This is a genomic window from Streptomyces sp. NPDC050619 (assembly GCF_040654815.1).
Lineage (GTDB): Bacteria > Actinomycetota > Actinomycetes > Streptomycetales > Streptomycetaceae > Streptomyces.
Window position 1 is genome coordinate 67192 of record NZ_JBFAIR010000010.1, and the last position, 26599, is coordinate 93790.

22 protein-coding genes and 2 pseudogenes are annotated in these 26599 nt (G+C 70.4%); 20 read left to right on the top strand and 4 right to left on the bottom strand.

Annotated features, from left to right (window positions below):
- The first annotated feature begins 230 nt into the window (after positions 1 to 230).
- Together AB0I77_RS18195 and AB0I77_RS18200 are read left to right on the top strand one after the other, a co-directional pair.
- Positions 231 to 1655 (top strand): NAD-dependent malic enzyme, encoded by a 1425-nt coding sequence (locus AB0I77_RS18195; protein WP_363283580.1) that lies wholly within the window; start codon positions 231 to 233, stop codon positions 1653 to 1655.
- A gap of 389 nt (positions 1656 to 2044) precedes the next feature.
- Entirely contained in the window at positions 2045 to 2326 is a 282-nt protein-coding gene (locus AB0I77_RS18200) for an HU family DNA-binding protein (RefSeq protein ID WP_105974351.1), read from the top strand.
- A gap of 230 nt (positions 2327 to 2556) precedes the next feature.
- On the opposite strand, the gene murA is transcribed toward AB0I77_RS18200, so the two are convergent.
- Positions 2557 to 3903 (bottom strand): UDP-N-acetylglucosamine 1-carboxyvinyltransferase, encoded by a 1347-nt coding sequence (murA, locus tag AB0I77_RS18205; RefSeq protein ID WP_363283581.1) that lies wholly within the window; start codon positions 3901 to 3903, stop codon positions 2557 to 2559.
- A gap of 253 nt (positions 3904 to 4156) precedes the next feature.
- On the opposite strand from murA, the gene AB0I77_RS18210 reads away from it, so the two are divergent.
- The 11 genes and pseudogenes from AB0I77_RS18210 to AB0I77_RS18260 form a co-directional block, all read left to right on the top strand.
- A complete protein-coding gene (locus AB0I77_RS18210; RefSeq protein ID WP_363283582.1) occupies positions 4157 to 4729 on the top strand; it encodes a YqgE/AlgH family protein in 573 nt (190 codons plus the stop codon).
- A 29-nt stretch (positions 4730 to 4758) separates the two neighbouring features.
- Entirely contained in the window at positions 4759 to 5058 is a 300-nt protein-coding gene (locus tag AB0I77_RS18215) for a DUF3039 domain-containing protein (RefSeq protein ID WP_363283583.1), read from the top strand.
- Between the two features lie 215 nt (positions 5059 to 5273).
- Positions 5274 to 6569, top strand: a complete 1296-nt coding sequence (locus tag AB0I77_RS18220; RefSeq protein ID WP_363283584.1) for an extracellular solute-binding protein — start codon at positions 5274 to 5276, stop codon at positions 6567 to 6569.
- A 110-nt stretch (positions 6570 to 6679) separates the two neighbouring features.
- On the top strand, positions 6680 to 7543 hold the full coding sequence (locus AB0I77_RS18225) for a sugar ABC transporter permease (RefSeq protein WP_363283585.1): 864 nt from the start codon (positions 6680 to 6682) through the stop codon (positions 7541 to 7543).
- Positions 7540 to 8385 carry a carbohydrate ABC transporter permease gene (locus AB0I77_RS18230; RefSeq protein ID WP_363283587.1) on the top strand — a complete coding sequence of 282 codons (846 nt, stop codon included), beginning with the start codon at positions 7540 to 7542 and terminating at the stop codon, positions 8383 to 8385. Before AB0I77_RS18225 ends, AB0I77_RS18230 begins: the two co-directional genes overlap by 4 nt.
- A 1-nt stretch (position 8386) precedes the next feature.
- Entirely contained in the window at positions 8387 to 10012 is a 1626-nt protein-coding gene (locus tag AB0I77_RS18235; RefSeq protein ID WP_363283588.1) for a beta-N-acetylhexosaminidase, read from the top strand.
- A gap of 248 nt (positions 10013 to 10260) precedes the next feature.
- Complete coding sequence (locus tag AB0I77_RS18240; RefSeq protein WP_363283589.1) at positions 10261 to 11154, top strand: FAD binding domain-containing protein; 894 nt, start codon at positions 10261 to 10263, stop codon at positions 11152 to 11154.
- Positions 11151 to 13577, top strand: a complete 2427-nt coding sequence (locus AB0I77_RS18245; RefSeq protein ID WP_363283590.1) for a 2Fe-2S iron-sulfur cluster-binding protein — start codon at positions 11151 to 11153, stop codon at positions 13575 to 13577. Before AB0I77_RS18240 ends, AB0I77_RS18245 begins: the two co-directional genes overlap by 4 nt.
- Positions 13574 to 15883, top strand: a complete 2310-nt coding sequence (locus AB0I77_RS18250; protein ID WP_363283591.1) for a molybdopterin cofactor-binding domain-containing protein — start codon at positions 13574 to 13576, stop codon at positions 15881 to 15883. The genes AB0I77_RS18245 and AB0I77_RS18250 overlap by 4 nt, the downstream gene beginning before the upstream one ends.
- Before the next feature lie 70 nt (positions 15884 to 15953).
- Positions 15954 to 16489, top strand: a pseudogene (locus AB0I77_RS18255) (AAA family ATPase).
- A 232-nt stretch (positions 16490 to 16721) separates the two neighbouring features.
- A pseudogene (locus AB0I77_RS18260) lies at positions 16722 to 17255 on the top strand (SUKH-4 family immunity protein); the annotation flags it as partial.
- Between the two features lie 17 nt (positions 17256 to 17272).
- Here the strand turns inward: AB0I77_RS18260 and argG are convergent.
- The 3 genes from argG to AB0I77_RS18275 form a co-directional block, all read right to left on the bottom strand.
- Complete coding sequence (argG, locus tag AB0I77_RS18265) at positions 17273 to 18721, bottom strand: argininosuccinate synthase (protein ID WP_363283592.1); 1449 nt, start codon at positions 18719 to 18721, stop codon at positions 17273 to 17275.
- A gap of 273 nt (positions 18722 to 18994) precedes the next feature.
- Positions 18995 to 19672 carry an AAA family ATPase gene (locus AB0I77_RS18270; RefSeq protein WP_363283593.1) on the bottom strand — a complete coding sequence of 226 codons (678 nt, stop codon included), beginning with the start codon at positions 19670 to 19672 and terminating at the stop codon, positions 18995 to 18997.
- Complete coding sequence (locus tag AB0I77_RS18275; protein ID WP_363283594.1) at positions 19669 to 20427, bottom strand: GntR family transcriptional regulator; 759 nt, start codon at positions 20425 to 20427, stop codon at positions 19669 to 19671. Before AB0I77_RS18275 ends, AB0I77_RS18270 begins: the two co-directional genes overlap by 4 nt.
- 752 nt (positions 20428 to 21179) lie before the next feature.
- Here AB0I77_RS18275 and AB0I77_RS18280 point away from each other — a divergent pair.
- From AB0I77_RS18280 to AB0I77_RS18310, 7 genes are all read left to right on the top strand, one after another.
- Positions 21180 to 21599 (top strand): NUDIX hydrolase, encoded by a 420-nt coding sequence (locus AB0I77_RS18280; RefSeq protein WP_363283595.1) that lies wholly within the window; start codon positions 21180 to 21182, stop codon positions 21597 to 21599.
- A 103-nt stretch (positions 21600 to 21702) separates the two neighbouring features.
- The gene (locus AB0I77_RS18285) at positions 21703 to 21969 is read left to right on the top strand and encodes a DUF6284 family protein (RefSeq protein ID WP_363283596.1); all 267 of its coding nucleotides are present in this window, start codon (positions 21703 to 21705) and stop codon (positions 21967 to 21969) included.
- Positions 21966 to 22418 (top strand): Pycsar system effector family protein, encoded by a 453-nt coding sequence (locus AB0I77_RS18290; protein WP_363283597.1) that lies wholly within the window; start codon positions 21966 to 21968, stop codon positions 22416 to 22418. The genes AB0I77_RS18285 and AB0I77_RS18290 overlap by 4 nt, the downstream gene beginning before the upstream one ends.
- Positions 22415 to 23524 carry a conjugal transfer protein gene (locus AB0I77_RS18295; RefSeq protein ID WP_363283598.1) on the top strand — a complete coding sequence of 370 codons (1110 nt, stop codon included), beginning with the start codon at positions 22415 to 22417 and terminating at the stop codon, positions 23522 to 23524. The genes AB0I77_RS18290 and AB0I77_RS18295 overlap by 4 nt, the downstream gene beginning before the upstream one ends.
- Positions 23525 to 23615: 91 nt before the next feature.
- A complete protein-coding gene (locus AB0I77_RS18300) occupies positions 23616 to 23933 on the top strand; it encodes a hypothetical protein (RefSeq protein WP_363283599.1) in 318 nt (105 codons plus the stop codon).
- Positions 23934 to 23935: 2 nt separating this feature from the next.
- The gene (locus AB0I77_RS18305; protein WP_363283798.1) at positions 23936 to 24235 is read left to right on the top strand and encodes a hypothetical protein; all 300 of its coding nucleotides are present in this window, start codon (positions 23936 to 23938) and stop codon (positions 24233 to 24235) included.
- 103 nt (positions 24236 to 24338) lie between these two features.
- A complete protein-coding gene (locus tag AB0I77_RS18310) occupies positions 24339 to 26462 on the top strand; it encodes an FtsK/SpoIIIE domain-containing protein (RefSeq protein ID WP_363283600.1) in 2124 nt (707 codons plus the stop codon).
- The last annotated feature ends 137 nt before the right edge of the window (positions 26463 to 26599 follow it).

The window sequence follows — 26599 nt, forward strand, 5'->3', positions numbered from 1 at the left end:
CCCCGGGCCCAACCTTCGTCGCTACGAGCGACCACTTGCCGCGAGGCGAGCATGGCGGGTCGGTGTCACTGAACGTTCGAGAGGTCCACGTCACGGAAGTGACGTGGACCTCTCTCGTCTCGTCGTGAACAAAAGGTTCGCAATCCAGACCCGGCTAACGCCTACCCGACGGTAGGTGCGACCATCGGACGGCATCCAGCGTCACTCGGTGAAAGCAGAGGAAGTCGGCCATGGCAACGGCGCCCAGCGTCTCCTACTCGATGACGGTCCGGCTGGAGGTGCCCGCGAGCGGAACCGCGGTCTCGCAGCTCACCGGAGCCGTCGAGTCCCACGGAGGCTCGGTGACCGGCCTCGACGTCACCGCTTCCGGGCACGAGAAGCTTCGGATCGACGTCACCATCGCGGCCACCTCCACCTCGCACGCCGACGAGATCGTCGAGCAGCTGCGCGGCATCGAGGGTGTGACGCTCGGCAAGGTCTCCGACCGTACGTTCCTCATGCACCTCGGCGGCAAGATCGAGATGCAGTCCAAGCACCCCATCCGCAACCGTGACGACCTCTCCATGATCTACACGCCGGGTGTGGCGCGCGTCTGCATGGCGATCGCCGAGAACCCCGAGGACGCCCGGCGGCTGACCATCAAGCGCAATTCGGTTGCGGTCGTGACGGACGGCTCGGCCGTGCTGGGCCTCGGCAACATCGGGCCCAAGGCCGCGCTCCCCGTGATGGAGGGCAAGGCGGCCCTCTTCAAGCGGTTCGCCGGCATCGACGCCTGGCCGCTGTGCCTGGACACCCAGGACACCGACGCCATCGTCGAGATCGTGAAGGCCATCGCGCCCGGCTTCGCCGGCATCAACCTCGAGGACATCTCCGCGCCGCGCTGCTTCGAGATCGAGGCCCGGCTGCGCGAGGCCCTCGACATCCCCGTCTTCCACGACGACCAGCACGGCACGGCGATCGTCGTCCTCGCGGCGCTGACCAACGCACTTCGCGTGGTGGGCAAGGCAATTGAGAACGTCCGGGTCGTCATGTCCGGCGCGGGCGCGGCCGGTACGGCCATCCTCAAGCTGCTGATCGCCGCGGGCGTCAAGAACGCCGTCGTCGCCGACATCCACGGAGTCGTGCACGCCGGCCGCGAGGACCTGGTCGACGCCGCCGCGGACTCGCCGCTGCGCTGGATCGCCGACAACACCAACCCCGAGAACCTGACGGGGACGCTGAAGGAGGCCGTACGCGGCGCCGACGTCTTCATCGGGGTCTCGGCGCCCAACGTGCTGGACGGCGACGACGTGGCCGCCATGGCCGACGGCGCGATCGTGTTCGCGCTCGCGAACCCGGATCCCGAGGTCGACCCGGCAATCGCCCGTCAGACGGCGGCGGTTGTGGCCACCGGCCGCAGCGACTTCCCGAACCAGATCAACAACGTGCTGGTCTTCCCGGGCGTCTTCCGCGGCCTGCTGGACGCGCAGTCCCGCACGGTCAACACCGAGATGATGATCGCGGCGGCGAAGGCCCTCGCGGACGTGGTGACCGAGGACGAGCTGAACCCGAACTACATCGTCCCGAGCGTGTTCAACGACAAGGTCGCGGGCGCGGTCGCGGGTGCGGTGCGGGAGGCCGCCAAGGCGGCCGGAGCGGCGGTCTCGGCGTCGTAGCCCGGCCCTAGGGCCCTTCTGACGGATCTCCGGGTCGTCACGCGCCCGTCAGCGTCCGGTCGGTGCGCGTTCGCTGTGAGGATCGCCACGGTGGGCCTGCTATCGGCGCGTCGCGGAACCCGGCTCTCCTGGGGGCCGTTTATCGTGGCGGCAGGCTCAGGCCTCTTTTCGTGTGACTCCCAAGGGTGTTCTCACGACTCCTACGGGCGCCGGATTGGCTTTCCCGCCGCAGGTAGGGGCAGGATGCGTCCCTGGGCGCGTGGGTCTGACGACGGACCCAGGTCCGGGGCCAGTCCGAGGACCCTGACAGCATCGGCACCGCTGTGCCGAATCATGCGGCTCCGCCGCGTGGCACGCCTCAACGGCAAGAAGAACACGGGAGTAACAACATGAACCGCAGTGAGCTGGTGGCCGCGCTGGCCGACCGCGCCGAGGTGACCCGCAAGGACGCCGACGCCGTTCTGGCCGCGTTCGCCGAGACCGTCGGCGAGATCGTCGCCAAGGGCGACGAGAAGGTCACCATCCCCGGCTTCCTGACCTTCGAGCGCACCCACCGTGCCGCTCGTACCGCTCGCAACCCGCAGACCGGCGACCCGATCAACATCCCGGCCGGCTACAGCGTGAAGGTCTCCGCGGGCAGCAAGCTCAAGGAAGCCGCCAAGGGCAAGTAAGCCTTCGCGTACGCGACGGGACTGCGTACGAGGCTCAGTAACGCGAATGGGGCGGCTCCCGCACGGGAGCCGCCCCATCGTCGTACGGACTGTCAGCCGAGCGCCTTGCCCGGCAGTTCGACCTTGGCACCCAGCTCCACGAGCTTCTCCATGCTGTGTCTATCCGGGGGATAACCCCCGGACCCCCAGCCGAGACCGGCGCTGCCCCGGCCGGAGCGATGAGGCGGCGGTCAGCCGAGCGCCTTGCCCGGCAGTTCCACCTTCGCCCCGAGCTCCACGAGCTTCTCCATGAAGTTCTCGTAGCCCCGGTTGATGAGGTCGATGCCGTGCACCCGTGAGGTCCCCTGCGCCGCCAGTGCCGCGATGAGGTACGAGAAGCCGCCGCGGAGGTCCGGGATGACCAGGTCGGCGCCCTGGAGCTTGGTGGGGCCGGAGACGACCGCCGAGTGCAGGAAGTTGCGCTGGCCGAAGCGGCAGTTCGAGCCGCCCAGGCACTCGCGGTACAGCTGGATGTGAGCGCCCATCTGGTTCAGCGCGGAGGTGAAGCCCAGGCGGGACTCGTAGACCGTCTCGTGGATGATGGAGAGCCCGGTCGCCTGCGTCAACGCCACCACCAGCGGCTGCTGCCAGTCCGTCTGGAAGCCGGGGTGGACGTCCGTCTCCAGCGCGATGGACTTCAGCTGGCCGCCGGGGTGCCAGAAGCGGATGCCCTCGTCGTCGATCTCGAAGGCACCGCCGACCTTCCGGTAGGTGTTCAGGAACGTCATCATCGAGCGCTGCTGGGCGCCCTTGACGTGGATGTTGCCCTCGGTGGCCAGCGCCGCGGACGCCCACGACGCGGCCTCCAGGCGGTCCGGGAGGGCGCCGTGGTTGTAGCCGCCGAGCGTGTCCACACCGGTGACGCGGATGGTGCGGTCGGTGTCCATCGCGATGATGGCGCCCATCTTCTGCAGCACGCAGATCAGGTCCTCGATCTCCGGCTCGACGGCCGCGTTCGAGAGCTCGGTGACGCCTTCGGCGAGGACGGCCGTCAGCAGCACCTGCTCCGTCGCGCCCACCGACGGGTACGGCAGCCGGATCTTCGTGCCGCGCAGCCGCTGCGGAGCCTCCAGGTACTGCCCGTCCGCACGCTTCTCGATCCGCGCGCCGAACTGCCGCAGCACCTCGAAGTGGAAGTCGATCGGCCGGCCGCCGATGTCGCAGCCGCCGAGACCCGGGATGAAGGCGTGGCCGAGGCGGTGCAGCAGCGGGCCGCAGAACAGGATCGGGATACGGCTCGAACCCGCGTGCGCGTCGATGTCCGCGACGTTCGCACTCTCCACGTGCGACGGGTCCATCACCAGCTCGCCCGGTTCCTCCCCCGGACGGACCGTCACCCCGTGCAGTTGCAGCAGACCGCGTACGACACGCACGTCACGGATGTCCGGAACGTTGCGCAGTCGGCTCGGCTCGCTGCCCAACAGGGCGGCGACCATGGCCTTGGGTACGAGGTTCTTCGCACCGCGGACACGGATCTCGCCCTCCAGCGGGGTTCCGCCGTGGACAAGCAGTACGTCGTCAGTGCCATTGACGGTCATGTATCTCGCGTTCCGATGAGTGGGGCAGGGGCCAGGAGGGAAAGGGTAATCGCCACGCACCCCCCTTCCGTAAGCCCGAGGACGCCCCAGTACGTCATGGCTGTGTCACAACACGAACGGTTCCGCGCCGGGCACATGGGGTCACCGGCGAGGAGGGTGCGCGTGGGGGCGCACCGGTGCACCCTGAGCTGCATTCCCTCGCGAGTTGGCATTGGCTCCCCGCGTGCGGGGAAGATGCGGGATCATGTCTGGCATGACCGAGGTGTCCTCGCTCACAGGGCGGTTGCTCGTGGCAACACCCGCCCTGGCGGACCCGAACTTCGACCGTGCGGTGGTGCTCCTTCTCGACCACGACGAGGAGGGCTCCCTCGGTGTCGTCCTCAACCGTCCGACCCCGGTGGACGTCGGCGACATCCTGGAGGGCTGGGCGGAACTGGCCGGCGAACCCGGTGTCGTCTTCCAGGGCGGCCCGGTGTCCCTGGACTCCGCGCTCGGCGTCGCCGTCATCCCCGGCGGCGCCTCCGCCGAGCGGGCGCCGCTGGGCTGGCGCCGGGTGCACGGCGCGATCGGCCTGGTCGATCTGGAGGCACCGCCTCAGCTGCTGGCCTCGGCGCTGGGCTCCTTGAGGATCTTCGCCGGGTACGCCGGCTGGGGCCCGGGCCAGCTGGAGGACGAACTGGTGGAAGGCGCCTGGTACGTCGTCGAATCCGAACCCGGCGATGTCTCCTCCCCGTCCCCGGAAAGACTCTGGCGCGAGGTCCTGCGCCGCCAGCGCAACGAGCTCGCGATGGTCGCGACGTATCCCGATGACCCTTCGCTCAACTGATGCGTGTGAGCTTCAGTACCCTAGGTTTCATGAGCACTCTTGAGCCTGAGACCCAGCCGCAGCGAGGTACTGGGACGGGGACACTCGTAGAGCCGGCGCCGCAGGTGTCCCACGGCGACGGTGACCACGAGCGCTTCGCCCACTATGTCCAGAAGGACAAGATCATGGCGAGCGCCCTCGACGGGACTCCCGTCGTCGCGCTGTGCGGCAAGGTCTGGGTGCCGGGCCGCGATCCGAAGAAGTACCCGGTGTGTCCCATGTGCAAGGAGATCTACGAGTCCATGGGCGCCGGCGGCGACGACAAGGGCAAGGGCGGCGGCGACAACTAGCCCTGGCTGTTCGGCCGTCTGAGGTTTTGAGGGCCCCCAGGGGGCACGCTGTGGCGTGCCCCCTGGGGGCCCTCGTGCGTCCATGCCCTGGACCCTCGCAGATCACAGAGTGGTAGAGACCTCTTGTGGACATGTCCATGTACTTCTAGCCTCCGTGGTGTTGTGCAGAGCGAAACCGTCATTGCATATGTTGCAACGCACCGGAGGGTCACTCCATGAAGCTCGCCCCCAGACTGGCCGTTCTGCTGGCCGCCGCCGTCGTCGTCACCGCCTGCGCCCCCCAGACCTCCGACAACGCCTCCTCCGACAAGGACGAGAAGAGCGGCACCCTGCGTGTCTGGCTCTTCCAGGAGGTCAACAACACGCCGAAGCAGAAGGTCGTGGACTCCGTCCTCGCCGACTTCGAGAAGGCACACAAGGACACCAAGGTCACCGTCGAGTACATCCCCGTCGAGACCCGCGCCCAGCGCATGAAGGCCGCCTTCAACGACCCGAAGAGCGCACCCGACGTCGTCGAGTACGGCAACACCGACACCGCCGGCTATGTGAAGGACGGCGGACTCGCCGACGTCACCAAGGACTTCGCGTCCTGGAGCGAGGCCAAGGACACCGACCCGACCGCGAAACAGTCGGTGACGGTGAACGGCAAGATCTACGGCGCGCCGTACTTCGTCGGCGTCCGGGCCCTGTACTACCGCACCGACGTCTTCAAGGAACTGGGCCTCGAAGTCCCGAAGACCATGGCCGAGTTGGCCTCCACCGCCCGCGAGATCCGGGCCGCGAAGCCCAAGCTGTACGGCCTCGTGGTCGGCGGCGCCTTCACCTACGGCGCGATGCCGTTCATCTGGGCGAGCGGCGGCGAGCTCGCCACCGGTAAGGGAGGCTCGTACGCCTCCGCCATCGACAGCGCCGCCGCCCAGAAGGGCATCAAGGCGTACACCTCCCTCTTCAGCGACGACAACTGTCCCGCCGCCAAGTGCGCCGGCATGGGCGGCAACGACACGATCACCGCCTTCGCGGCCGGCCAGGCCGGCATGGCGATCGGCGGCGACTTCAACCACGCGGCCGTGGAGGCCGGGAAGGTGAAGGGCGAGTACGCGGTCGTACCGCTGCCGGGCGTGGCCTCCGGCTCGATCGCGCCGGCTTTCGCGGGCGGCAACAACCTCGGCGTCCTGAAGAGCACCTCGCACCGCACCCTCGCCGTGGACCTGATGGAGCAACTGGCGTCGAAGAAGACGCAGGAAGAGATGTTCGGCGCGATGGGCTTCCTGCCGACCTTCACGGACGTCCGCCAGCAGGTCGCCGCACAGGAGCCCTACACGAAGCCCTTCGTGCAGACGCTCGCCGCGGACACCAAGTTCGTGCCGGCCACGCCCGCCTGGTCGCAGATCGACTCCTCGCTGGTGCTGCCGACCATGCTCCAGGAGGTCATCAGCGGCAAGAAGGATGTGGCTACGGCTTCCAAGGATGCGGCTACGAAGATGAACGATGCGTTTGGCTCCGCCGGGTGACGCCGGTGCCTGAGAGCTCGGGGCTTTCGGATCGTCGGCGGCTGCGGGTCGTCGGTGGCCGGTCGCGCCGTTCCTCGCGCCCCTTGGGGCGCGAGGGTGCGCGGCGTCAAATGGCTCCCTGGCTCTACCTCGCGCCCGCCCTCGTCGTGCTCGGCGGGCTGCTCGTCTACCCCATCTACCAGCTCGGTCTGATCTCGTTCTTCCAGTACACCCAGGCCCAGGTCAGCGGCGGCGAACCGGCCACCTTCCGGGGCTTCGGCAACTACACCGAGCTGTTCCGGGACGACCAGTTCTGGCAGGTGCTGCTGGCGACGGTCCTCTTCGCGGCGGCCTGTGTCCTGTCGACCCTGGCGGTCGGCTGCGCGCTCGCCGTGCTCCTCACGCGCGTGCGTGCCGTGCCCCGGCTCGCGCTGATGCTGGCCGCGCTGGGCGCGTGGGCGACCCCGGCCGTCACGGGCTCGACGGTGTGGCTGCTGCTCTTCGACCCGGACTTCGGGCCCGTGAACCGGGTCCTGGGGCTCGGCGACCACTCGTGGACGTACGGGCGCTACAGCGCCTTCTTCCTCGTCCTGCTCGAAGTGGTGTGGTGCTCCTTCCCGTTCGTCATGGTCACGGTGTACGCCGGCATCCGCGCCGTACCGGGCGAGGTGCTGGAGGCCGCCGCCCTGGACGGCGCCTCGCAGTGGCGTATCTGGCGCTCCGTCCTGGCGCCGATGCTCCGGCCGATCCTGACCGTCGTCACCATCCAGTCGGTCATCTGGGACTTCAAGGTCTTCACGCAGATCTACGTCATGACGAACGGCGGCGGCATCGCCGGGCAGAATCTCGTGCTGAACGTGTACGCCTACCAGCAGGCCTTCGCGTCCTCGCAGTACAGCCTCGGCTCGGCGATCGGCATCGTGATGCTGCTGATCCTCCTCGCCGCCACGCTCGTGTACCTGCGGCTGCTGCGCCGGCAGGGGGAGGAACTGTGAACCTGCTCCGAGGTCAACTGCAACGTCCGTGGCGGCTGGCCGCCGAGGCGTCCGCGCTGCTGATCGCGGTCGTCGTCGCCTTTCCCCTCTATTGGATGGTGCTCAGCGCCTTCAAACCGGCCGGCGAGATCGAGTCGGCCGAGCCCAGGCCGTGGACGCTCGCGCCCTCCCTGGATTCCTTCCGGCGGGTCTTCGGACAGCAGGAATTCGGCCGTTACTTCCTCAACAGCCTGGTCGTGGCGTGCAGTGTGGTGATCGTCTCGGCGCTGATCGCGTTTCTCGCGGCGACCGCCGTGACGCGATTCCGGTTCCGCTTCCGGACCACCTTGCTGATCATGTTTCTGGTGGCCCAGATGGTGCCCGTGGAAGCCCTGACGATCCCCCTGTTCTTCCAGATGCGGGACCTCGGCCAGCTGAACACGCTGGGCTCGCTGATCCTGCCCCACATCGCCTTCTCGCTGCCCTTCGCGATCTGGATGCTGCGGGGGTTTGTGAAGGCGGTTCCGGAGGCCTTGGAGGAGGCCGCGTACATCGACGGGGCGAGCCGGGCGCGATTCCTGTGGCAGATCCTTTTCCCGCTGGTCTTCCCCGGCCTGGTGGCCACCAGCGTGTTTTCCTTCATCTCGGCCTGGAACGACTTCCTGTTCGCCAAGTCGTTCATCATCAGTGACACCTCCCAGTCCACCCTGCCGATGGCGCTGCTGGTCTTCTACAAACCAGACGACCCCGACTGGGGCGGTGTGATGGCCGCGTCCACGGTGATGACGATTCCGGTGCTGATCTTCTTCGTACTCGTACAGCGACGACTGGTCTCCGGGCTGGGCGGAGCGGTAAAGGACTGACGTGACTGAACTGATTCCGGCACCCCGTGGCCTCGTCGCCGGTTCCGGCAACGTGCGGCTGACGGCGCACTCCCAGCTCTACGCCAACGCCGCGTTGGCGGGCGTCGGTCACTGGCTGCGCACCGTCCTGTGGCAGGCCACCGGCCTGCCGCTGCGCGAGGCAGTGGAACTCGACGACGCCGGAGGCGACGGCATCGGGCTCCAGCTCGACCCCGAACTCGGTCCCGAGGAGTACCGCCTCGTCAGCGACTCCTCCGGCGTCCTCATCGAGGGCGGCAGTGCGGCCGGTGTCTTCTGGGGCGCCCAGACGCTGCGGCAGCTTCTCGGCGCCGACGCGTACCGGAAGGCCCCGCTCAGTCGTGACCGCACCTGGGCCGTGCCGCACGTCACGATCGAGGACGGTCCCCGTTTCCGCTGGCGCGGTCTCATGCTCGACGTGTCCCGGCACTTCATGCCCAAGGACGGTGTCCTGCGCTACCTGGACCTGATGGCCGCGCACAAACTCAACGTCTTCCACTTCCACCTGACGGACGACCAGGGCTGGCGCGTCGAGATCAAGCGATACCCGAAGCTGACCGAGGTCGGCTCCTGGCGGGCGCGCACGAAATTCGGCCACCGGGCCTCACCGCTGTGGGAGGAGAAGCCGCACGGTGGCTTCTACACCCAGGACGACATCCGGGAGATCGTCGCCTACGCCGCCGAGCGGCATATCACCGTCGTCCCCGAAATCGACATACCCGGCCACTCGCAGGCCGCCATCGCCGCGTATCCGGAACTCGGCAACACCGACGTCATCGACACGACCTCCCTCTCGGTCTGGGACAGCTGGGGCATCTCTTTGAACGTACTCGCCCCCACTGACAACACCCTGCGCTTCTACGAGGGGGTGTTCGAGGAACTGCTGGAGCTGTTCCCTTCCGAGTTCATCCACATCGGCGGCGACGAATGCGCCAAGGAGCAGTGGCGGGAGTCGCCCCTCGTCCAGGCCCGGATCGAGGAACTCGGCCTCGCGGACGAGGACGAGTTGCAGTCGTGGTTCATCGCACACTTCGACAAGTGGCTCTCCGCGCGCGGGCGCAGGCTCATCGGCTGGGACGAGATCCTGGAAGGCGGTCTCGCGGACGGGGCGGCGGTCTCCTCCTGGCGCGGATATCAGGGCGGGATCGCGGCGGCCCGCGCGGGCCACGACGTCGTCATGTGCCCCGAGCAGCAGGTGTACTTGGACTACCGGCAGGACGCGGGCGCGGACGAGCCGGTCCCCATCGCCTACGTCCGCACCCTGGAGGACGTGTACCGGTTCGAGCCCGTTCCCTCGGAGTTGACGTCCGAAGAGGCCGGGCATGTCCTCGGCGCACAGGCCAACGTGTGGACCGAGGTGATGGAGGACCACGCGCGCGTGGACTACCAGACGTTCCCGCGCCTCGCGGCCTTCGCCGAGGTGGCCTGGAGCGCGCTGCCCGCCCCGGCGGAACGGGACTTCGCCGACTTCGAGCGGCGGATGGCCGTCCATTACGGGCGACTTGACGCCCTGGGGGTCGCCTACCGGCCGCCGACGGGTCCGTTGCCGTGGCAGAAGCGCCCCGGTGTGCTCGGCCGGCCGATCGAGGGCCCGCCCCCGAACAGGTGAGGGAACAGCTGAGGGAACAGGTCGTGGAAAAAACCGCAATTATCACCGAAGAGTGTCAATGAGTACGCACCGGTGATGCCGTACGAAAACGGACCATCTCCCTGGTGAGGTGGGCGAATGCCTCCTAGCGGACCCCTGTCTTCGCTCCCTGCGAAGATGTGCCAGAGTTGCCACGTCCGCCCTGTCAGCACGTACCGTACGCGCAACACAGGTGGGACCAGGTGGGGCAGCGGGAAGGGGCAGCCGGTTTGACCACGCACGCACCGCAGGCGGCGCAGGCCGTCACGCTGCCCACGACGCTGGACGAGGCAGTGGCGGCGCTCACCGCCATGCCCGCCGCCGTGCCCGTCGCGGGCGGTACGGACCTGATGGCCGCCGTCAACTCCGGGCAGCTCAGGCCGGCCGCGCTGGTCGGCCTCGGCCGGATCAGCGAGATCCGCGGCTGGCAGTACCTGGACGGCCACGCCCTGCTCGGGGCGGGCCTCACCCACGCGCGGATGGGCCGCCCCGACTTCGCCGCCCTGATCCCGGCGCTCGCGGCCGCCGCGCGCGCCGCCGGGCCGCCGCAGATCCGTAACGCGGGCACCCTGGGCGGCAACATCGCCTCGGCCGCCCCCATGGGGGACGCGCTTCCGGTACTGGCCGCCCTGGAGGCGACGCTGATCATCGCGGGCCCGGGTGGAGCCCGTCGGGAGATCCCGGTGTCGCACCTGCTGGCCGGCATGGAGATGCTGCGCGCCGGCGAACTCATCGGCTACGTGCGCGTGCCGCTGCTGCACGCGCCGCAGGTCTTCCTCAAGGCGACCGGCCGCACCGGCCCCGGCCGCTCCGTCGCCTCCGTCGCGCTGGTCCTCGACCCCGCCCGGCGCGGAGTCAGGTGCGCCGTCGGTGCCATAGCTCCGATGCCGCTGAGGCCCCTGGACGCCGAGCAGTGGGTCGCCCGGCTGATCGACTGGGACAACGGCCGCGCGATCGTGCCGGAGGCGCTCAGCGCCTTCGGGGAGTACGTCTCCGCGGCCTGCATCCCCGACCCAGCCCCGGCCGAGGACGGCTCCGTACCACAGCATCCGCCCGCCGTACTGCACCTGCGGCGCACCGTCGCCGCGCTGGCCCGACGAGCACTGGGGAGGGCGCTGTCGTGACCGACGACCAGCACGACCAGCACGAAGAGGGCACGCCCCGGAGTGCGGGCCGCTGGGACCCGCTGCCCCAGGGCGACTACGACGACGGCGCCACCGCCTTCGTGAAACTCCCGGAGGGGGGCGTCGACGCGCTCCTGTCCTCCGCCGACAGTCCGCTCGCCGCGCCCGGGCAGGGCTATGTGCCGCCGCAGATAACGGTGACGCCGAACTCGACCGGAGAGACCGACCCGGCGGCCACGGGTTCCTGGGCGATGCCCGCCGCACCTGGCGAGGGCGTCCAGTGGCCCGACCCGAACGCCATGCCCCAGGACGTCGGGAACGACCGTTTCACGTACGAACCGGGTGCCACGGGGCAGTGGAACTTCGAGGAGACGCGATCGACGGCGCCCGAGTCCGCGCCGGCCGCTCCCGCGCCGGGTCACGATGTGACCGGCCAGTGGTCGATCCCCGTAGCCGGTGGTGACCTCCCGGACGAATCGGGCGAGTTCACCACATCGTCCCTGGTCGAACAGTGGGGCGGCACCCCACCGGCCACACTCCCCGGCGGCGCCCCCGCCCCCTGGGCGACGGAGGCGGCGGGCCGCCCCTGGGGCCAGGAACAGCCGGGGGCGAGCGAACAGACGACCGGGCCTGGATACGAGCAGCCTCCTCCGGGACCGGCCGGACAGACAGTTGATGACCCGACGGCAACGGGGTACGAGCCGGGGCGGGGCGCCGGGCACGGCCACGACCGGTCGGCGGGGCCGGGGTACGAGGCGGAGCAGTCGGGGCCGTCGGGGCACGCGCGGGAGCAGTCGGCGGGATCCGGGTATGACACCGGGCAGGTTCATGGTCAGTCGGCGGGGCCGGGAGGCACGCGCGAGCAGCCGGCCGGAACCGGGTACGACGCCGGGCGGCCCGCGGGTGCCGAGCACCTCCACGGTCAGTCGCAGTCGCCGGGCGCGCGCGAGCAGCCCGCGGGGGCGGGGTACGAGACGGAGCAGTCGGCGTCGTCGGGGCGCACGCGCGAGCAGCCGGCCGGAACCGGGTATGACGCCGGGCGGGCTGCGGGTGCCGGGCAGGTTCATGGTCAGTCGGCGGGGTCGGGAGGCACGCGCGAGCAGTCGGCCGGAACCGGATACGACGCCGGGCGGCCCGCGGGTGCCGAGCGTGCGCATGAGCGGGCCGGGGAGACAGGGCTCGCGTATGAGCAGTCGGCGGATGGCGGCCAGGCGTATGAGCAGTCGGCCGGTGGCGGTCACGCGCACGGGCAGACGGCGTTCGCCGGGCGGCCGGGGCACGAGCAGTCGGCGCCCACCCGCCCCGGGCACGAGCAGTCGGCGCCCACCCGGTCCGCGCATGAGCAGCCCGGGGCGCACACCGACGCTCCGCCGGTAGGACACGCGCCGGAGCGCCACCACATGCCGGGGCAGCAACCCGCGTCCGAGGCGCACGCGCCCGTGCAGGCGAGCCCCCCGGTCGGGCACGACCCCGAGCAGCCGCACTCGCACATGCCCGGGCAGCCCCAGCCGCACGCTGCCGAACAGCCCCAGCCGCACGCCTCGCAGCGTCCCGCAAAGCCGTACGCGGAAAGGCCCGCCGAAGCCGCCGTAGCCGCCGCACAGCGCGCTCACGGGGCCGATGACGCGGAAGAGGCCCCGGAGGGCGCGGAAGCCGCTGAGGAGGCCGCCGAGCCCGGTTCAGCGGAGGCCGCCGCCGAAGCCGCCACCGACCCGGAGACGGACGCGGAGGCGGAGGCGGAGGCGCCCGATGGCACCGCACCCCCGCCTTCCGGCGAGGAACACCCCCTCGCCTCCTACGTCCTGCGCGTCAACGGCGTCGAACGCCCCGTCACCGACGCCTGGATCGGCGAGTCGCTGCTCTACGTGCTGCGCGAGCGGCTCGGTCTCGCGGGCGCCAAGGACGGCTGCTCGCAGGGCGAGTGCGGGGCCTGCAACGTCCAGGTCGACGGACGGCTCGTCGCCTCCTGCCTGGTGCCCGCCGTGACCGCCGCCGGCAGCGAGGTCCGTACCGTCGAGGGCCTGGCCGTCGACGGGCAGCCCTCGGACGTGCAGCGGGCGCTCGCCCGGTGCGGCGCCGTGCAGTGCGGTTTCTGCGTGCCGGGCATGGCGATGACCGTGCACGACCTCCTGGAGGGCAACCCGGCGCCCACCGAGATGGAGACCCGCCAGGCGCTGTGCGGCAACCTCTGCCGCTGCTCCGGCTACCGGGGCGTCGTGGACGCGGTCCAGGAGGTCGTCGCCGAACGTGAGGCGCACTCCGCGGCCGGTGATTCCGAACACGAGGGAGACGAGGCACGTATCCCTCACCAGGCGGGCCCGGGCGCCGGCGGCGTGAACCCGTCGGCGTTCGAACCGGCCACCCCGCGCGACCGAACGCATGACCAGGCGTTCGGACAGGGCCAGGACGGAGGCCAGGCGTGAGCAACGAAGCCGCCACCGCTACGAGCACCGCGGAGGCAGCCCCCGCCCCCGAGTCGATCCCGCACGGCCTCGGCGCGTCCCTCCCGGCCGCCGACTCCCGCGCCAAGACCGAGGGCACCTTCCCGTACGCGGCCGACCTGTGGGCCGAGGGCCTGCTGTGGGCGGCCGTGCTGCGCTCCCCGCACGCGCACGCGCGCATCGTGTCCATCGACACCTCCCACGCGCGCGAGATGCCCGGCGTACGGGCCGTCGTCACGCATGAGGACGTGCCGGGCGAGCCGGTGCTCGGCCGCGGCAAGGCCGACCGCCCGGTGTTCGCCTCCGAGGTCGTACGCCATCACGGCGAGGCCATCGCGGCCGTCGCCGCCGACCATCCCGACACCGCGCGGATGGCCGCGGCCGCCGTCATCGTCGAGTACGAGGTACTCGACCCGGTGACCGACCCGGAGCAGGCCTTCGAGGCCGAGCCGCTGCACCCCGACGGCAACCTGATCCGGCACATCCCGCTGCACCACGGCGACCCGGAGGCGGCCGGCGAGGTCGTCGTCGAGGGCCTGTACCGCATCGGCCGCCAGGACCCGGCCCCCATCGGCGCCGAGGCCGGCCTCGCCGTGCCGCGTCCCGACGGCGGCGTCGAGCTGTACGTGGCGTCCACGGACCCGCACGCCGACCGCGACACGGCCGCCGCCTGCTACAACCTGGAGCCGGAGCGCGTGAAGGTCGTCGTCACCGGCGTCCCCGGCGCCACCGGCGACCGCGAGGACCAGAGCTTCCAGCTCCCGCTCGGCCTGCTGGCGCTCACCACCGGCTGCCCGGTGAAGCTGACCGCCACGCGCGAGGAGTCCTTCCTCGGGCATGTCCACCGGCACCCCACCCTCCTGAGGTACCGCCACCATGCCGACGCCGAGGGCAAGCTGGTGAAGGTCGAGGCGCAGATCCTGCTCGACGCGGGCGCCTACGCCGACACCTCGTCGGAGGCGCTGGCCGCCGCCGTGGGGTTCGCCTGCGGCCCGTACGTCGTCCCGAACGCCTTCATCGAGGGCTGGGCCGTCCGCACCAACAACCCGCCCTCCGGCCACGTACGCGGCGAGGGCGCCATGCAGGTGTGCGCCGCCTACGAGGCGCAGATGGACAAGCTCGCGAAGAAGCTCGGCGTCGACCCGGCGGAGCTGCGCCTGCGCAACGCGCTGGCCACGGGCGACGTCCTGCCCACCGGCCAGACGGTGACCTGCCCGGCGCCGGTGGCGGAGTTGCTCCAGGCCGTACGGGACTTCCCGTTGCCGGCCCTGCCCAAGGACACCCCCGAGGACGAGTGGCTGCTGCCCGGCGGCCCCGAGGGCGCGGGCGAACCGGGCGCGGTGCGCCGGGGCGTCGGCTACGGCCTGGGCATGGTGCACATGCTCGGCGCGGAGGGCGCGGACGAGGTCTCCACGGCGACGGTCCGCGTCCAGGACGGCGTGGCGACGGTGCTGTGCGCGGCGGTGGAGTCGGGCCAGGGCTTCACCACGCTGGCCCGGCAGATCGTCCAGGAGACGCTCGGTATCGACGAGGTCCATGTGGCCCCGGTCGACACCGACCAGCCCCCGGCCGGCCCCGGCTGCCGGGGCCGCCACACCTGGGTGTCGGGCGGCGCGGTCGAACGGGCCGCGAAGATGGTCCGTACGCAGCTGCTGCAACCCCTGGCCCACAAGTTCGGCATGTCCACCGAGCTGCTCCAGATCACCGACGGCAAGATCACGTCGTACGACGGAGTCCTGTCGACCACTGTCACCGAGGCGCTGGACGGCAAGGAACTGTGGGCCACGGCCCAGTGCCGCCCCCACCCGACCGAACCCCTGGACGCGAACGGTCAGGGCGACGCCTTCGTGGGTATGGCCTTCTGCGCGATCCGCGCGGTGGTCGACGTCGACATCGAGCTGGGCTCGGTACGCGTGGTGGAGCTGGCGCTCGCCCAGGACGTCGGCCGGGTGCTGAACCCGGCGCAGCTGACGGCGCGTATCGAGGCGGGTGTCACGCAGGGCGTGGGCATCGCCCTGACCGAGAACCTGCGCACCGGGCGCGGCCTGGTCCGCCACCCGGACCTCACCGGGTACGCCTTGCCGACGGCCCTGGACGCGCCGGACATCCGGATCGTCAAACTCGTCGAGGAACGTGACGTCGTCGCCCCCTTCGGGGCGAAGGCGGCCAGCGCGGTACCGGTGGTGACCTGCCCGGCGGCCATCGCCTCCGCGGTCCGCGCTGCGACGGGCCGCCCGGTCAACCGCCTCCCGATCCGGCCGCAGGCCGCGGTGGTGACGGGGCAGTGAGCGCACCGGGGCCGGGCACCGACGAACAGCTCCTGTTGTCGGTGGTGCTGGGCGGCGTGCACTTCGCGTGATGCGCGGCGTGGTGGTCGTCACCGGGGTGATGGCGGCGGGGAAGTCGACGGTGGCGCAGGCGCTCGCGGAGAGATTGCCGCGGGCCGCACACGTCCGTGGGGACGTGTTCCGGCGGATGATCGTTTCGGGGCGCGAGGAGTACGTTCCCGGAGCAGAGCCCGGCGGCGAGGCCGAGGCCCAACTCCGGCTGCGGTACCGGCTGTCGGCGGCGACGCGGACGCGTATGCGCGGGCCGGGTTCACGGCGGTCGTGCAGGACGTGGTGCTGGGCGAGGACTTGGCGGCGTACGTCGGACTGGTCCGCACACGTCCGCTGTACGTCGTCGTCCTGGCGCCGAGCGCCGAGGTCGTGGCTTCCCGGGAGGCGGGGCGGGCCAAGACCGGCTACGGCGCGGCCTGGACGGTCGGGGAACTGGACGGGGCGCTGCGGGTATCGCCCCCGCGGCTCGGTCTGTGGCTGGACACCTCCCAGCTGACGGTGGCGGAGACGGTGGATGCGATCGTGGTGGGAAGGGAACGGGCCAGGGTGGTTTGAGCGTCTGTTGGGTTGGGGGCGTGTCTTGGGCTGGGGGCGTGCTCGGTGGCGCCGCAGGTCCGGGGCGTTGTCAGTGGTGCCGCGTAGTGTTTTGGGCAGTGGGGACGGCTGCCGGACCTGGGGTCGGCCGGGCGTGCCCTGCGCGGGGATTGAGCAAGCACATGCACATGCGGGGGAGCCCATGAGCACGACCGACGTCGCCACCGCGGCGATCACCTTGACCGAGGACGAGCTGGATCCGAACATCACGCTGGCGCGATTCCCGACGGCGGCGGACGAACTGGCGGCGCTGCGTGGCGGGTTCGCCTCCTACGCGGGCCGTTTCGGGCCGAAGGCGGCGCAGGAGGCGTCGGGGCTGGCCATGGACCTGCCCGCGCGGCTGCTGGACCAGGAGTTCGGCCGGGGCAAGGTGATGCGCTTCGAGGACATCGACTTCCCCGTGACGCTCACCCACGAGCCGACCCGCCGCTTCCTGCGCGAGACGGGCCTGCCCGAGGACGGCACGCTCTTCTCCCTGGACTTCTGCCTGGACATGGACGTTCCGCTGCCGACCCTCGCCGAGAGCTGCGCCGACAGCCGGGCGAACGGCCTTCCGGACCGCGCCGACCACCTCATACGCCTCGGCCACCTCGTCGAGGGCAACAGCCTGGTGCTCGACGGCGAGACGGGCGCGGTCCTGCACTGGAGCCGGCCCGAGGCGGCTCTGTACCCGCTGACCACGGATGTCTCCACCCTCGCCTTCACCCTCTGGCTGCTGCACCGCGAGAGCTGACGGCAAAGAGGTCAGTCGGTGCCGGACTCCATCGCGGCGTGGTCGAGGAGTTCGTCGTCGCCGGAGGCCTCGCCGCGGGAGGCGATCACCGTGGCGCCGCCCTTGGGCATCGCGCCGATCAGCCCGGTCGAGGCGGCCTGGGCCGCGCCGATCATCGTCGGGTGGGAGCTGCCGACCATGCCGAGTCCGGCGTACTGCTCGAGCTTGGCGCGGGAGTCGGCGATGTCGAGGTTGCGCATGGTGAGCTGGCCGATGCGGTCGACCGGACCGAAGGCGGAGTCCTCGGTGCGTTCCATGGAGAGCTTGTCGGGGTGGTAGCTGAAGGCCGGTCCGGAGGTGTTGAGGAGGGAGTAGTCCTCTCCTCGCCGCAGGCGCAGGGTCACCTCGCCGGTGACCGCCGTCCCGACCCAGCGCTGGAGCGACTCGCGGATCATCAGGGCCTGCGGGTCCAGCCAGCGGCCCTCGTACAGCAGCCGGCCCAGCCGCCGTCCCTCGTTGTAGTAGAGGGCGAGGGTGTCCTCGTTGTGGATGGCGTTGACCAGCCGTTCGTACGCCGCGTGCAGCAGGGCCATGCCCGGTGCCTCGTAGATGCCCCGGCTCTTGGCCTCGATGATCCGGTTCTCGATCTGGTCGGACATGCCCATGCCGTGCCGGCCGCCGATGGAGTTGGCCTCCAGCACCAGGTCGACGGGGGAGGGGAACTCCTTGCCGTTGAGGGTGACCGGACGTCCCTGTTCGAAGCCGATCGTGACGTCCTCGGCGGCGATGTCGACGGCAGGGTCCCAGAACCGCACGCCCATGATCGGTTCGACGAGTTCGACCCCCGCGTCGAGGTGCTCGAGCGCCTTGGCCTCGTGGGTCGCGCCCCAGATGTTGGCGTCGGTGGAGTAGGCCTTCTCGGCGCTGGCCCGGTAGGGCAGGTCGCGGGCGGCCAGCCATTCGGACATCTCGCTGCGGCCACCGAGCTCGGTCACGAAGTCGGCGTCCAGCCACGGCTTGTAGATCCGCAGCGAGGGGTTGGCGAGCAGGCCGTAACGGTAGAACCGCTCGATGTCGTTGCCCTTGAAGGTCGAGCCGTCGCCCCAGATCTGCACGTCGTCCTCGAGCATGGCACGTACCAGCAGCGTGCCGGTGACGGCCCGTCCGAGCGGGGTGGTGTTGAAGTAGGTGCGTCCCCCGGACCGGATGTGGAAGGCCCCACAGGCCAGGGCCGCGAGCCCCTCCTCGACGAGGGCGGCCCGGCAGTCGACCAGCCGCGCGACCTCCGCACCGTACGCCTCGGCCCGCTCGGGCATCGAGGCGATGTCGGTCTCGTCGTACTGACCGATGTCGGCGGTGTAGGTGCAGGGCACCGCCCCTCTCTCGCGCATCCAGGCGACCGCGACCGAGGTGTCGAGCCCCCCGGAGAAGGCGATCCCGACACGTTCACCGACAGGGAGAGAGGAGAGTACTTTGGACATAGGTATGAGTATGCATGAGCTCGAATCTTCATGCAATACGTGTTTGGGCACTGGAGGCCGTGGCGGGAATCGAACCCGCGTAACTCGCTTTGCAGGTTTGTCCAGGCTGGTCAGGGCATGATCCGGACCTGTTCAAGGGCGTTCATTCCCGTCCGCACGCAGGGGGCGTGACGGTTGGGCGAACGCTCCTGAACGGCTCCGTACGGTGGTGAACGAGACGGAAACTGAGACGGGGCATGGTCCGGCTGACCTGCGCGTCTGTCTCTCTCGGTGTCAAGGTCGCGAGGCGTCCAAAGCCGCGATCACGGCTGCTGGGTCACCGTCGTACAACACGTGTGGTTCATCCGCTCCCGGGGGGACGAACCGCGTGCGGTACCGCTGTAGATCTCTTTCAGAGAAGTAGATCGAATTCGGGTCGTTGGCATGGAACTCGTTGCGCTTGCTGATCCTCGCCCATAGTTCGTCATGGCTGGCGGCAAGGTACACGAGCACGGTTGTCGCGCCGGCGTCGGTCGCGGTCGCGCGCCACTTCGCCCGGTCCTCCGGCGTCCAAAAGCCGTGGTCGACGACGACGTCGTGCCCGGCCTTGAGCTGCTCTCGCAGGTCGGCCGCCACGTCTTCGAGCACGGGGCGTTCAAGGGTGGGGAAGGCGCCCCGGGGGAAGTCCACCCCGTAGACGCCGTGCCGACGGAACATCTCTTCGTCCGGGCACAGCCGTACGAAGCCGCGAGCGGTGAGAGTGCGGGAGAGGGTTGTCTTGCCGGAGCCGGGAAGGCCGGCCATCAGGACACAGAACGGCGGGTGTGGGGACATCGGTCTCGTCATGGTTCGGGAGATGGCGGACACCTCCGGTTCGGCTTCGGGCGTGATTGTGCCAGCCCTACGGGCCGCGAGCAGCGCGTCCAGGCGGCTTTCCAGCACGCTCACGAGCGTGTCATCCGCGACGGTCACGAGGCCACCTCCGATTCTGTGCGCCACGTCCGGCCCGGACCCCCGAGATCCACGCCGTACTCCACGATGTTCCCCTCGCTGTCCACGAACTTGGCAGTCATGACCACCACCGGGTCCGCCGGCGGGTTGTCGGGGTCCAGCTCCAAGAGTCGCGCGTACTCCGGCGTCAGCAGACGGGCTGAAGCCGTGTCGATGCGGTGGCTGATCGGGTGGCCGGTCACCTGGGCAATGAGCTGAAGCGAGGTGCCCCCCGTCAGTCGCTCGCTCTCGGCAAGCTGAGGGATCAGCTTCCCGTACCGAGCGGGAATCCACGACGTGCTGTGAGCAACGATGCCGTGCCGGTCTCTGTACACGCGGCTCCGGCGAACCACGTCCGAGCCAGGCTGAACGTCCAGCGCTTGCGCCACTTCATCAGGTGCGGGCACCACGGCCGCTTGGTGCGAGTCGGACCGCTCGCCTGCCCCCCAGCTTGATCCGGTGCGGCGTCCCCGGTCCTGTCGCTGGGACCCTGACGACATGGGGGCCGGTTGGTCCAATACCTCGGTCCCGATGCCGTGGATGCCACGGACAAGCCCCTCGTTGCGCAGCTTGCGCAGGGCTTTCTCCGCTGTCGCTGTGCTCACTTTCCACTCTTCCGACAGGTTCTTGATGCTCGGCAAGAGGGTGCCCGGCTGTAGCTGACCAGACGTAATCAGCTCCGTGTAGTGGGCGGCGATTTTCGCGTACGGCGCCCGATTGTCGGCCTGGCCTGCCATGTTGTCCGCTCCTTGTCGCGACTTCCCTGAGGTTCCCTAGCTTACCGCTTGACACCGCAGGGAACCCTAGGGAACCTTAGGGATGTGCCCGAAGGAAAGCCCCCGCAGGGGGTGAGTACGAAGTGAGCGCGCTTTGGTTGAGAACTGAACAGTGATCGTGCGGGGCTGACGCGAGAGCGGCGGTCGCGGCAGGTGCCCAGGGCGAGGTTCCGGGGGCAAACCGCCGTGGTGAACCGTGGCTCTCCCCCTACGCGCCTGGCAGGCGCCACCCGGTCTCGGGTGTGGGGAAGTACAGCGGGGCCCCAACGCACGTGGCGGCAAGAGTGAGACCGCCCCCGCGACGACCGGGTGATGTCGTCGGCGGCAATGCCAAGCCCACCGGCTCCGGAGACAACCCCTGAACTGGGGTTCCGCCCGGTGTGGGCCGCCCTGCTGGCGTCAGAGCAGTGACGATGACGCACCCGGCTTCACCGGCTCGGGACCGGTGCCCCGTGGCAACGGAGCACCGGTGAAAGCCGTGTCCCTGCGAACGCGGGAGGTCGGTCGTGAACCGACGACATACCAAGGGCGCCGCCGCTCGGACCGGCCGGCGGCGCCTGGACAGCAAGCACGGTCCGCCACGGCTCGCAGCGCTGGACGCTGCGGCTGGCTGCCTCTCCCGCCCGTCCGTCCCGCCGTGTGCGAGGACGTACGGACGGGAGTGCGGGGAGCCGGAGACTCCGCTACTTCAACTGAGCAGATCAGGAGCTGACGTGACCTGCACCGAGACCTTCGAGACCATCCGCTACACCGCCGACGTCGTCGTCACCACGACCGACGGGTACGTCCTGCTGATCGAGCGCGGCTGGGACCCGTTCAAGGGTCAGTGGGCGCTGCCCGGCGGTTACGTCGATCCCGGTGAGACGAGTCGCGCCGCTGCTGCCCGTGAGCTCGCCGAAGAGGCCGGCGTGCACGCGGCACCGGAAGAGCTGGACCAGATCGGCACGTTCGACCAGCCCAATCGTGACCCGCGCGGCAGGTACGTCACCGTCGCCTACCACCTCACCGTCATCCCCGGCACGATCGTCGAGGCCGGTGATGACGCGACCAACGCCCAGTGGTGGCCCCTGAGCGACCTGCCGCCGCTCGCGTTCGACCACGCCGACATCCTCGACGCGGTTGCCCGGATCTGACGGGCAAGACCAACCCCATCCACCTGAAACGGCGCGCCCCCGGAGTTGGCCCTCCGGGGGCGCTGTTCGGGCCGTTTCCACCTTGCAGGGAGACCACGACCCAATGAACCACATCGTCACTGTTCAGGACGCTGTTACCGCGTTCGCCGACTTCATGGAGCCGACGGATGCGGAGTTGGACGCGATCGATCGGGAGATGCCCGTCATCCTGGCGGACGTCGACCTGTTGGACGCGCAGATCATCACGCTTGACCGCACGCCGACCGAGCTGGACGTCCGCCGTATCCGCCGGGCCCTCCGCCGGGTCCTGACCGCGCGCCGCGACCTGGCCAACCAGGGCGCCACGGACACCGCCGGGGGTGCCGCATGAGCGCCACCCGTGAGCAGAACCTGACGGCCGCGCACGCTGAGGTGAAGGCGGAGATTGCGCGGACCGACACCAAGACGGGGCTGTTGCTGGCGTTCGTCGGTGCGGTCCTGGCCGGCACCTGGACGGTCGCCCGCGACCTGCCCCTGAACATCCCCGCCGTGGTGGTCGGGAGCTCCGGGGTGGCGCTGCTGGTCGGGGCGGCCGGTCTGCTGCTGCGGTCGGTGCGCCCGAACCTGAAGGGCCGGCACGGCTTCCCGCTGTGGGCGACGCTCACCGCCGAGGAGATCACCGCTACGACCGCCGCCCGCAACCTGGCGGCCGACGTCGCCGGGCTGTCCCGGCTCGCGGTGGTGAAGTTCACCTGCCTGCGCCGCGCGGTCGACGTGACGTGCGCGGGTGGTGCCCTGGTCGTCCTGTCCGTCGTGTTCGCCCTGGGAGGTGCGGCATGAGCGAGACCCGTAAGCCTCTGACGAATGTTCAGATCGGTGTGCTGACGGCTGCGTTCGTGCCGATGCTGGCCACGGGCGTGGTCGGCGGTATCGGCACGTACAGCAACATCGGGCACGCCTACGGCAAGGGGACCGCGCTGGGAGCCCTCGGTGCCGGTGAGGGCGCCACGGCCGTGCTCGCCCTGGTGTTGCTGGGACTGACCATGCTGGGCCAGTCCTCACCGCGCGTCGTACGGCTCGGACTGTGGGCACTACCGGCCGCCGCCGCCGTCATGGGCGCGATGGCCGCGCCGGACGCGGGCCGCACCGTCGTCTACGCGTTGACCCCGATGGGCATGTCCGTCTCTGCCGAGGGCATGGCGTTCCTCGCCCGCCGGATCGTCGTCCACACCGACGGCCGCGACGCGGAGCACGAACGGCACACCGCCGACATCGTGCAGGCCCTCGCCTACCACCGCGCCCGTGCCGCCCACCACCCGGTGAGCCGGGTACGGAAGCGGTCGGACCGGGCGTCATGGCGTCTGGCCCGCAAAGCCGGGGTCGGGGACACGGCGCTCGGATCGAGGCTGCTGGACGTGCAGCGCGACCGCGTCACCGCCGGTGCGAACGCCGCGCTCCTGTCGATGTTCGGCGGCACCGACCCGGCCCCCGCCCCGGACGCGAATGCGGAGGAATCTACCGAGACGATGAGGAATCGGTCTACGGCTGACCTGCTGGAATCGACCCACGCGCCGATCACGGCGACGGTGGTGCGGGTGCCCGATCCAGTGCCGGTCGACTTCGGGAAGTCGACGCTTGCGCTCAAGCCGGTTCCCGCGCTCGCGGCGCCGGTCGAGTCGGCCCCGGTCACGTCGATCGAGCGGCACACGGTGGCTGCCGAGTCGCCCCGATCGCGTCGGGCGACCGGCCGGGTTCCCGACGTGGCCCGGTCGCCCCGACCGAAGCGCACGGCGGATCAGTTGCTCGATGAGGCGCGCAAGGCGACGGCCGATTGGCCCGATCGGCAGATCACTGCTGAGGGCATCCGGCGTGAGGTGCGGACCTCGCCCGTGAACGCGCGGAAGCTGCGGGACACGCTGCTTGCCGAGCGCTCCGGGGCCGCGTGATGTCCGCCGCGTTCGGCACGTGCTTCGACCCCACCGGCGCCCGCTACGGCATCCCCACCTACCCCGACCCCACCCCGAAGGGCGTCTGAGCATGTCCAAGTCCGAGCTCCGCCGCCTGGACCGCGAGATCCGCAAGACCGCTGCCAAGCTGGAAGCTGTGCAGCGGGGTGAGTGGTGGCCGCTGACCAGGCGTGAACGCCTCTCGATGACGCGTGCGCTGGCCAGTGGTGCCCGCAGCGTCCACCAGGGCCGCAGCACGACCGGAGCCGAGAACCGGATGGACTCCATCGAGTCCTCCATCACGGCCCGGCTGAACGCGGAACTGACCGCCCTGCATGGCGAGAAGCAGCGACTCATCACTGAAGCCGCCCGCGAAAAGGCCGCCAAGAAGTCCTCGGGGTGGTGGTGAGCATGGACCCCCGCTGCCCGGCCGCCCACCCGGACGACCCCACGCCCTGCGTCGGTCCCCTCGCCGTGACCGTGCTGGACGCGGCCGGCGCGGGGGCCGACGGGTGCGAGCACCACGGCGCCCGGCTGCTGGCCTCCGTCGACGGCGCCCGTGTCCACGCCCTCGACGACGCCCCGCCCGGCGCCGCCATCCGCACCTTCACGGCCTCTGACGGCATCCGCCCGTTCTGCTGGCTCGACGGCCCGCGCACCGAGCCCTCCCAGCTCAGCCGTGCCGAGAACCGCGCCCGGCAGGGCCGCTGACCCGCACTACCGCCGGGGTGGCCGTTGTTGCCACGGACCCGGCCACCCCGGCTCTCTTCCTTCAACTCCCGCCCTGATCAGGGTAGTCAGGAGCACGTTCAGCATGTCCGAGAACGTCATCAGCCTCCACAAGAGCCCCGACCCCGAACCGCCCGCAGGCACGGCCGGCGTGACCACGCTGACCGTCGTCCCCGACCCCGCCTCGGCCAGGCCCGTGCCGTTGTGGGTGCGCTCCGGCCGCGCCGTGCGCACCGTGGTCACGCACGAGAGCACCAAGGCGACCGTCCGCGCGGTGGCCCGCCACGGCCTGTACACGGTCAACGGGGGCCGGATCGTGGCCCGCCGCACCTGGGACGGCCGCACCGGCGCCCGCTACGAGCGCATGATCCGTACCGCTGAAGCCGCGGGGAACCTGGAAGCGGCCGAGGAGTGGGAGGAGCGGTTGCAGCGCTTCCGCCAGGCCCGCCACCACCGCCGCATGGACCTGCTCCACTCCCCGGTTGAGGCCGCCAAGGGCCTTGCGGTCGGGACAGGCGTGAGCATCGGCGCTCTGATCGCGCTGGGGATCGTGATGGCCATCAACACCGGCCGCCCCGTCGACGTGCTGACCCCCCTGGACGCCACGATCGACTTCATCAACCTGCTGATCCGGATCGTGCAGGTCGTATGGGGACCGATGCTCACGATCGGCCCGTTCCTGGCCCTGCTCGCCCTGTGGACCGTCGGCAACAAGCAGCAGGCCGCCCCCCAGTGGGCGCTCCCGGCGAACGTCCGCTCCGGCGAGGGTGAGCCCATCACCCCGTCCATCGTCGTCAAGGCCCTGCGCGACCTGGGGGTGCCCGCGCTGCGCAAGGCGATTACGGAGATGGGCGACGCCGGCGCTTCCATGCTGGGACCGATCCGGATCGCCGGATGCGGCGTGGAAGTCGACGTCACGCTGCCCTCGGGGGTGGCCACGAACGAGGTGCAGGGCAAGCGGCGCAAGCTTGCGGAGAACCTGACCCGGCACGAGCACGAGGTGTTCATCACGATCCCGCAGGCCGCGCGGACGGTGCGGCTGTGGATCGCGGACTCGGGGGCGCTGGATGAGCCGATCGGCCCGTCCCCGCTGGTCACCGACGAGTCGATGACCGCCGACTACACCAAGGGCAAGGCGCCCTGGGGTCAGGACCTGCGCGGGGACGCCGCCGCGCTGAGCCTGTACCAGCGCCACCTTCTCATCACCGGCCTGTCCAACCAGGGCAAGACCGTGGCCCTGCGCTCTCTGGCCCTGTGGCTGTCGCTGGACAAGTCGGTGCAGTTCCTCATGGGTGACCTCAAGGGCGTGGGCGACTGGGCCATGTTCGATGGGCTCGCCACGACCCTGATCCAGGGGCCGACGGATGAGCACGTGATCCAGGTGACCGAGATGGTTGAGGGCGCCGTCGACGAGATGAACCGCCGTATCCAGGCGCCGCCCGGCACCGTGTTCCCGCCGCTGATCGTGCTGGTCGACGAAGCGCAGGTGGCGTTCATGTGCCCGGCCAAGGACGAGGACAAGCGGCCGTATGGCGGCTCCAAGGCCAACTCCCGGTACTTCATGGCCGTCCGGAAGATCCACAACCAGGGGCGGGCCGTGAACGTGCTGATGTGGCAGGGCACCCAGGACCCGACCAACGAGAACCTTCCCAAGCTGGTCCGCGAGGGCGCCCACACCCGCGCTTCCCTCGCGCTGGGCACCGAGTCGCAGGCCCGCATGGCCCTGGGAGACAAGGCCGTTGACGGGGGTGCTGCTCCGAACCTGCTGCGTCCGGGTCTGGACCGGGGAACCCTGGTCGTCGCTTCCGACGGCGTCACCATCCCGGCCGGACAGTCGTCCATCACGGTGCGCACGCACTACATCGACGACGACGCAGCCGAGGCCGTCACCGACCGGGCCAAGGCCCTGCGCGATGGCGTGACCACCCTGCACGCCATCGAGCGGGGCGAGGGACACGATCCGCTCGCCGACATCGCCGCCGTGATCGGCGACGCCCCCCGCGTGCGGACCAAGGACGTGCTGGCGCGGCTCGCCACGCGGAACGCGGACGCCTACGGCGGCTGGTCGTTCATCGACCTCAAGCGCGTCCTGGACGACGCCGGCGCGGAGCCGTACAAGTCCGACGGCGTGATGGTCGTCGCCCATGACCGGGTGGCCCGCGCCCTCGCCAACCGCGACAACGAGGGTTCCGCTTCCGCCGACGGATGACAGGGAGCCGCCCCCCGGCGGGTCAGGGAGGCAGGGAGAACTCCCTGACCACCTCCCTGACCCGCCTCCCTGGCCCTGAGCTGCACAAATGATCGTTCAGGGAGGCAGGGAGGCCCGCAGGTCAGCACCCCTGAAAC

What these genes read in the sequence shown, in the direction of transcription:
- argG (WP_363283592.1), bottom strand. Translation starts at nt 18,721, where the DNA reads ATGTCCAAAGTACTCTCCTCTCTCCCTGTCGGTGAACGTGTCGGGATC.
- AB0I77_RS18305 (WP_363283798.1), top strand. Translation starts at nt 23,936, where the DNA reads ATGGACCCCCGCTGCCCGGCCGCCCACCCGGACGACCCCACGCCCTGC.
- AB0I77_RS18200 (WP_105974351.1), top strand. Translation starts at nt 2,045, where the DNA reads ATGAACCGCAGTGAGCTGGTGGCCGCGCTGGCCGACCGCGCCGAGGTG.
- AB0I77_RS18210 (WP_363283582.1), top strand. Translation starts at nt 4,157, where the DNA reads ATGACCGAGGTGTCCTCGCTCACAGGGCGGTTGCTCGTGGCAACACCC.
- AB0I77_RS18295 (WP_363283598.1), top strand. Translation starts at nt 22,415, where the DNA reads ATGAGCGAGACCCGTAAGCCTCTGACGAATGTTCAGATCGGTGTGCTG.
- AB0I77_RS18195 (WP_363283580.1), top strand. Translation starts at nt 231, where the DNA reads ATGGCAACGGCGCCCAGCGTCTCCTACTCGATGACGGTCCGGCTGGAG.
- AB0I77_RS18220 (WP_363283584.1), top strand. Translation starts at nt 5,274, where the DNA reads ATGAAGCTCGCCCCCAGACTGGCCGTTCTGCTGGCCGCCGCCGTCGTC.
- AB0I77_RS18285 (WP_363283596.1), top strand. Translation starts at nt 21,703, where the DNA reads ATGAACCACATCGTCACTGTTCAGGACGCTGTTACCGCGTTCGCCGAC.
- AB0I77_RS18215 (WP_363283583.1), top strand. Translation starts at nt 4,759, where the DNA reads ATGAGCACTCTTGAGCCTGAGACCCAGCCGCAGCGAGGTACTGGGACG.
- AB0I77_RS18310 (WP_363283600.1), top strand. Translation starts at nt 24,339, where the DNA reads ATGTCCGAGAACGTCATCAGCCTCCACAAGAGCCCCGACCCCGAACCG.
- AB0I77_RS18275 (WP_363283594.1), bottom strand. Translation starts at nt 20,427, where the DNA reads ATGGCAGGCCAGGCCGACAATCGGGCGCCGTACGCGAAAATCGCCGCC.
- AB0I77_RS18225 (WP_363283585.1), top strand. Translation starts at nt 6,680, where the DNA reads ATGGCTCCCTGGCTCTACCTCGCGCCCGCCCTCGTCGTGCTCGGCGGG.
- AB0I77_RS18290 (WP_363283597.1), top strand. Translation starts at nt 21,966, where the DNA reads ATGAGCGCCACCCGTGAGCAGAACCTGACGGCCGCGCACGCTGAGGTG.
- AB0I77_RS18300 (WP_363283599.1), top strand. Translation starts at nt 23,616, where the DNA reads ATGTCCAAGTCCGAGCTCCGCCGCCTGGACCGCGAGATCCGCAAGACC.
- murA (WP_363283581.1), bottom strand. Translation starts at nt 3,903, where the DNA reads ATGACCGTCAATGGCACTGACGACGTACTGCTTGTCCACGGCGGAACC.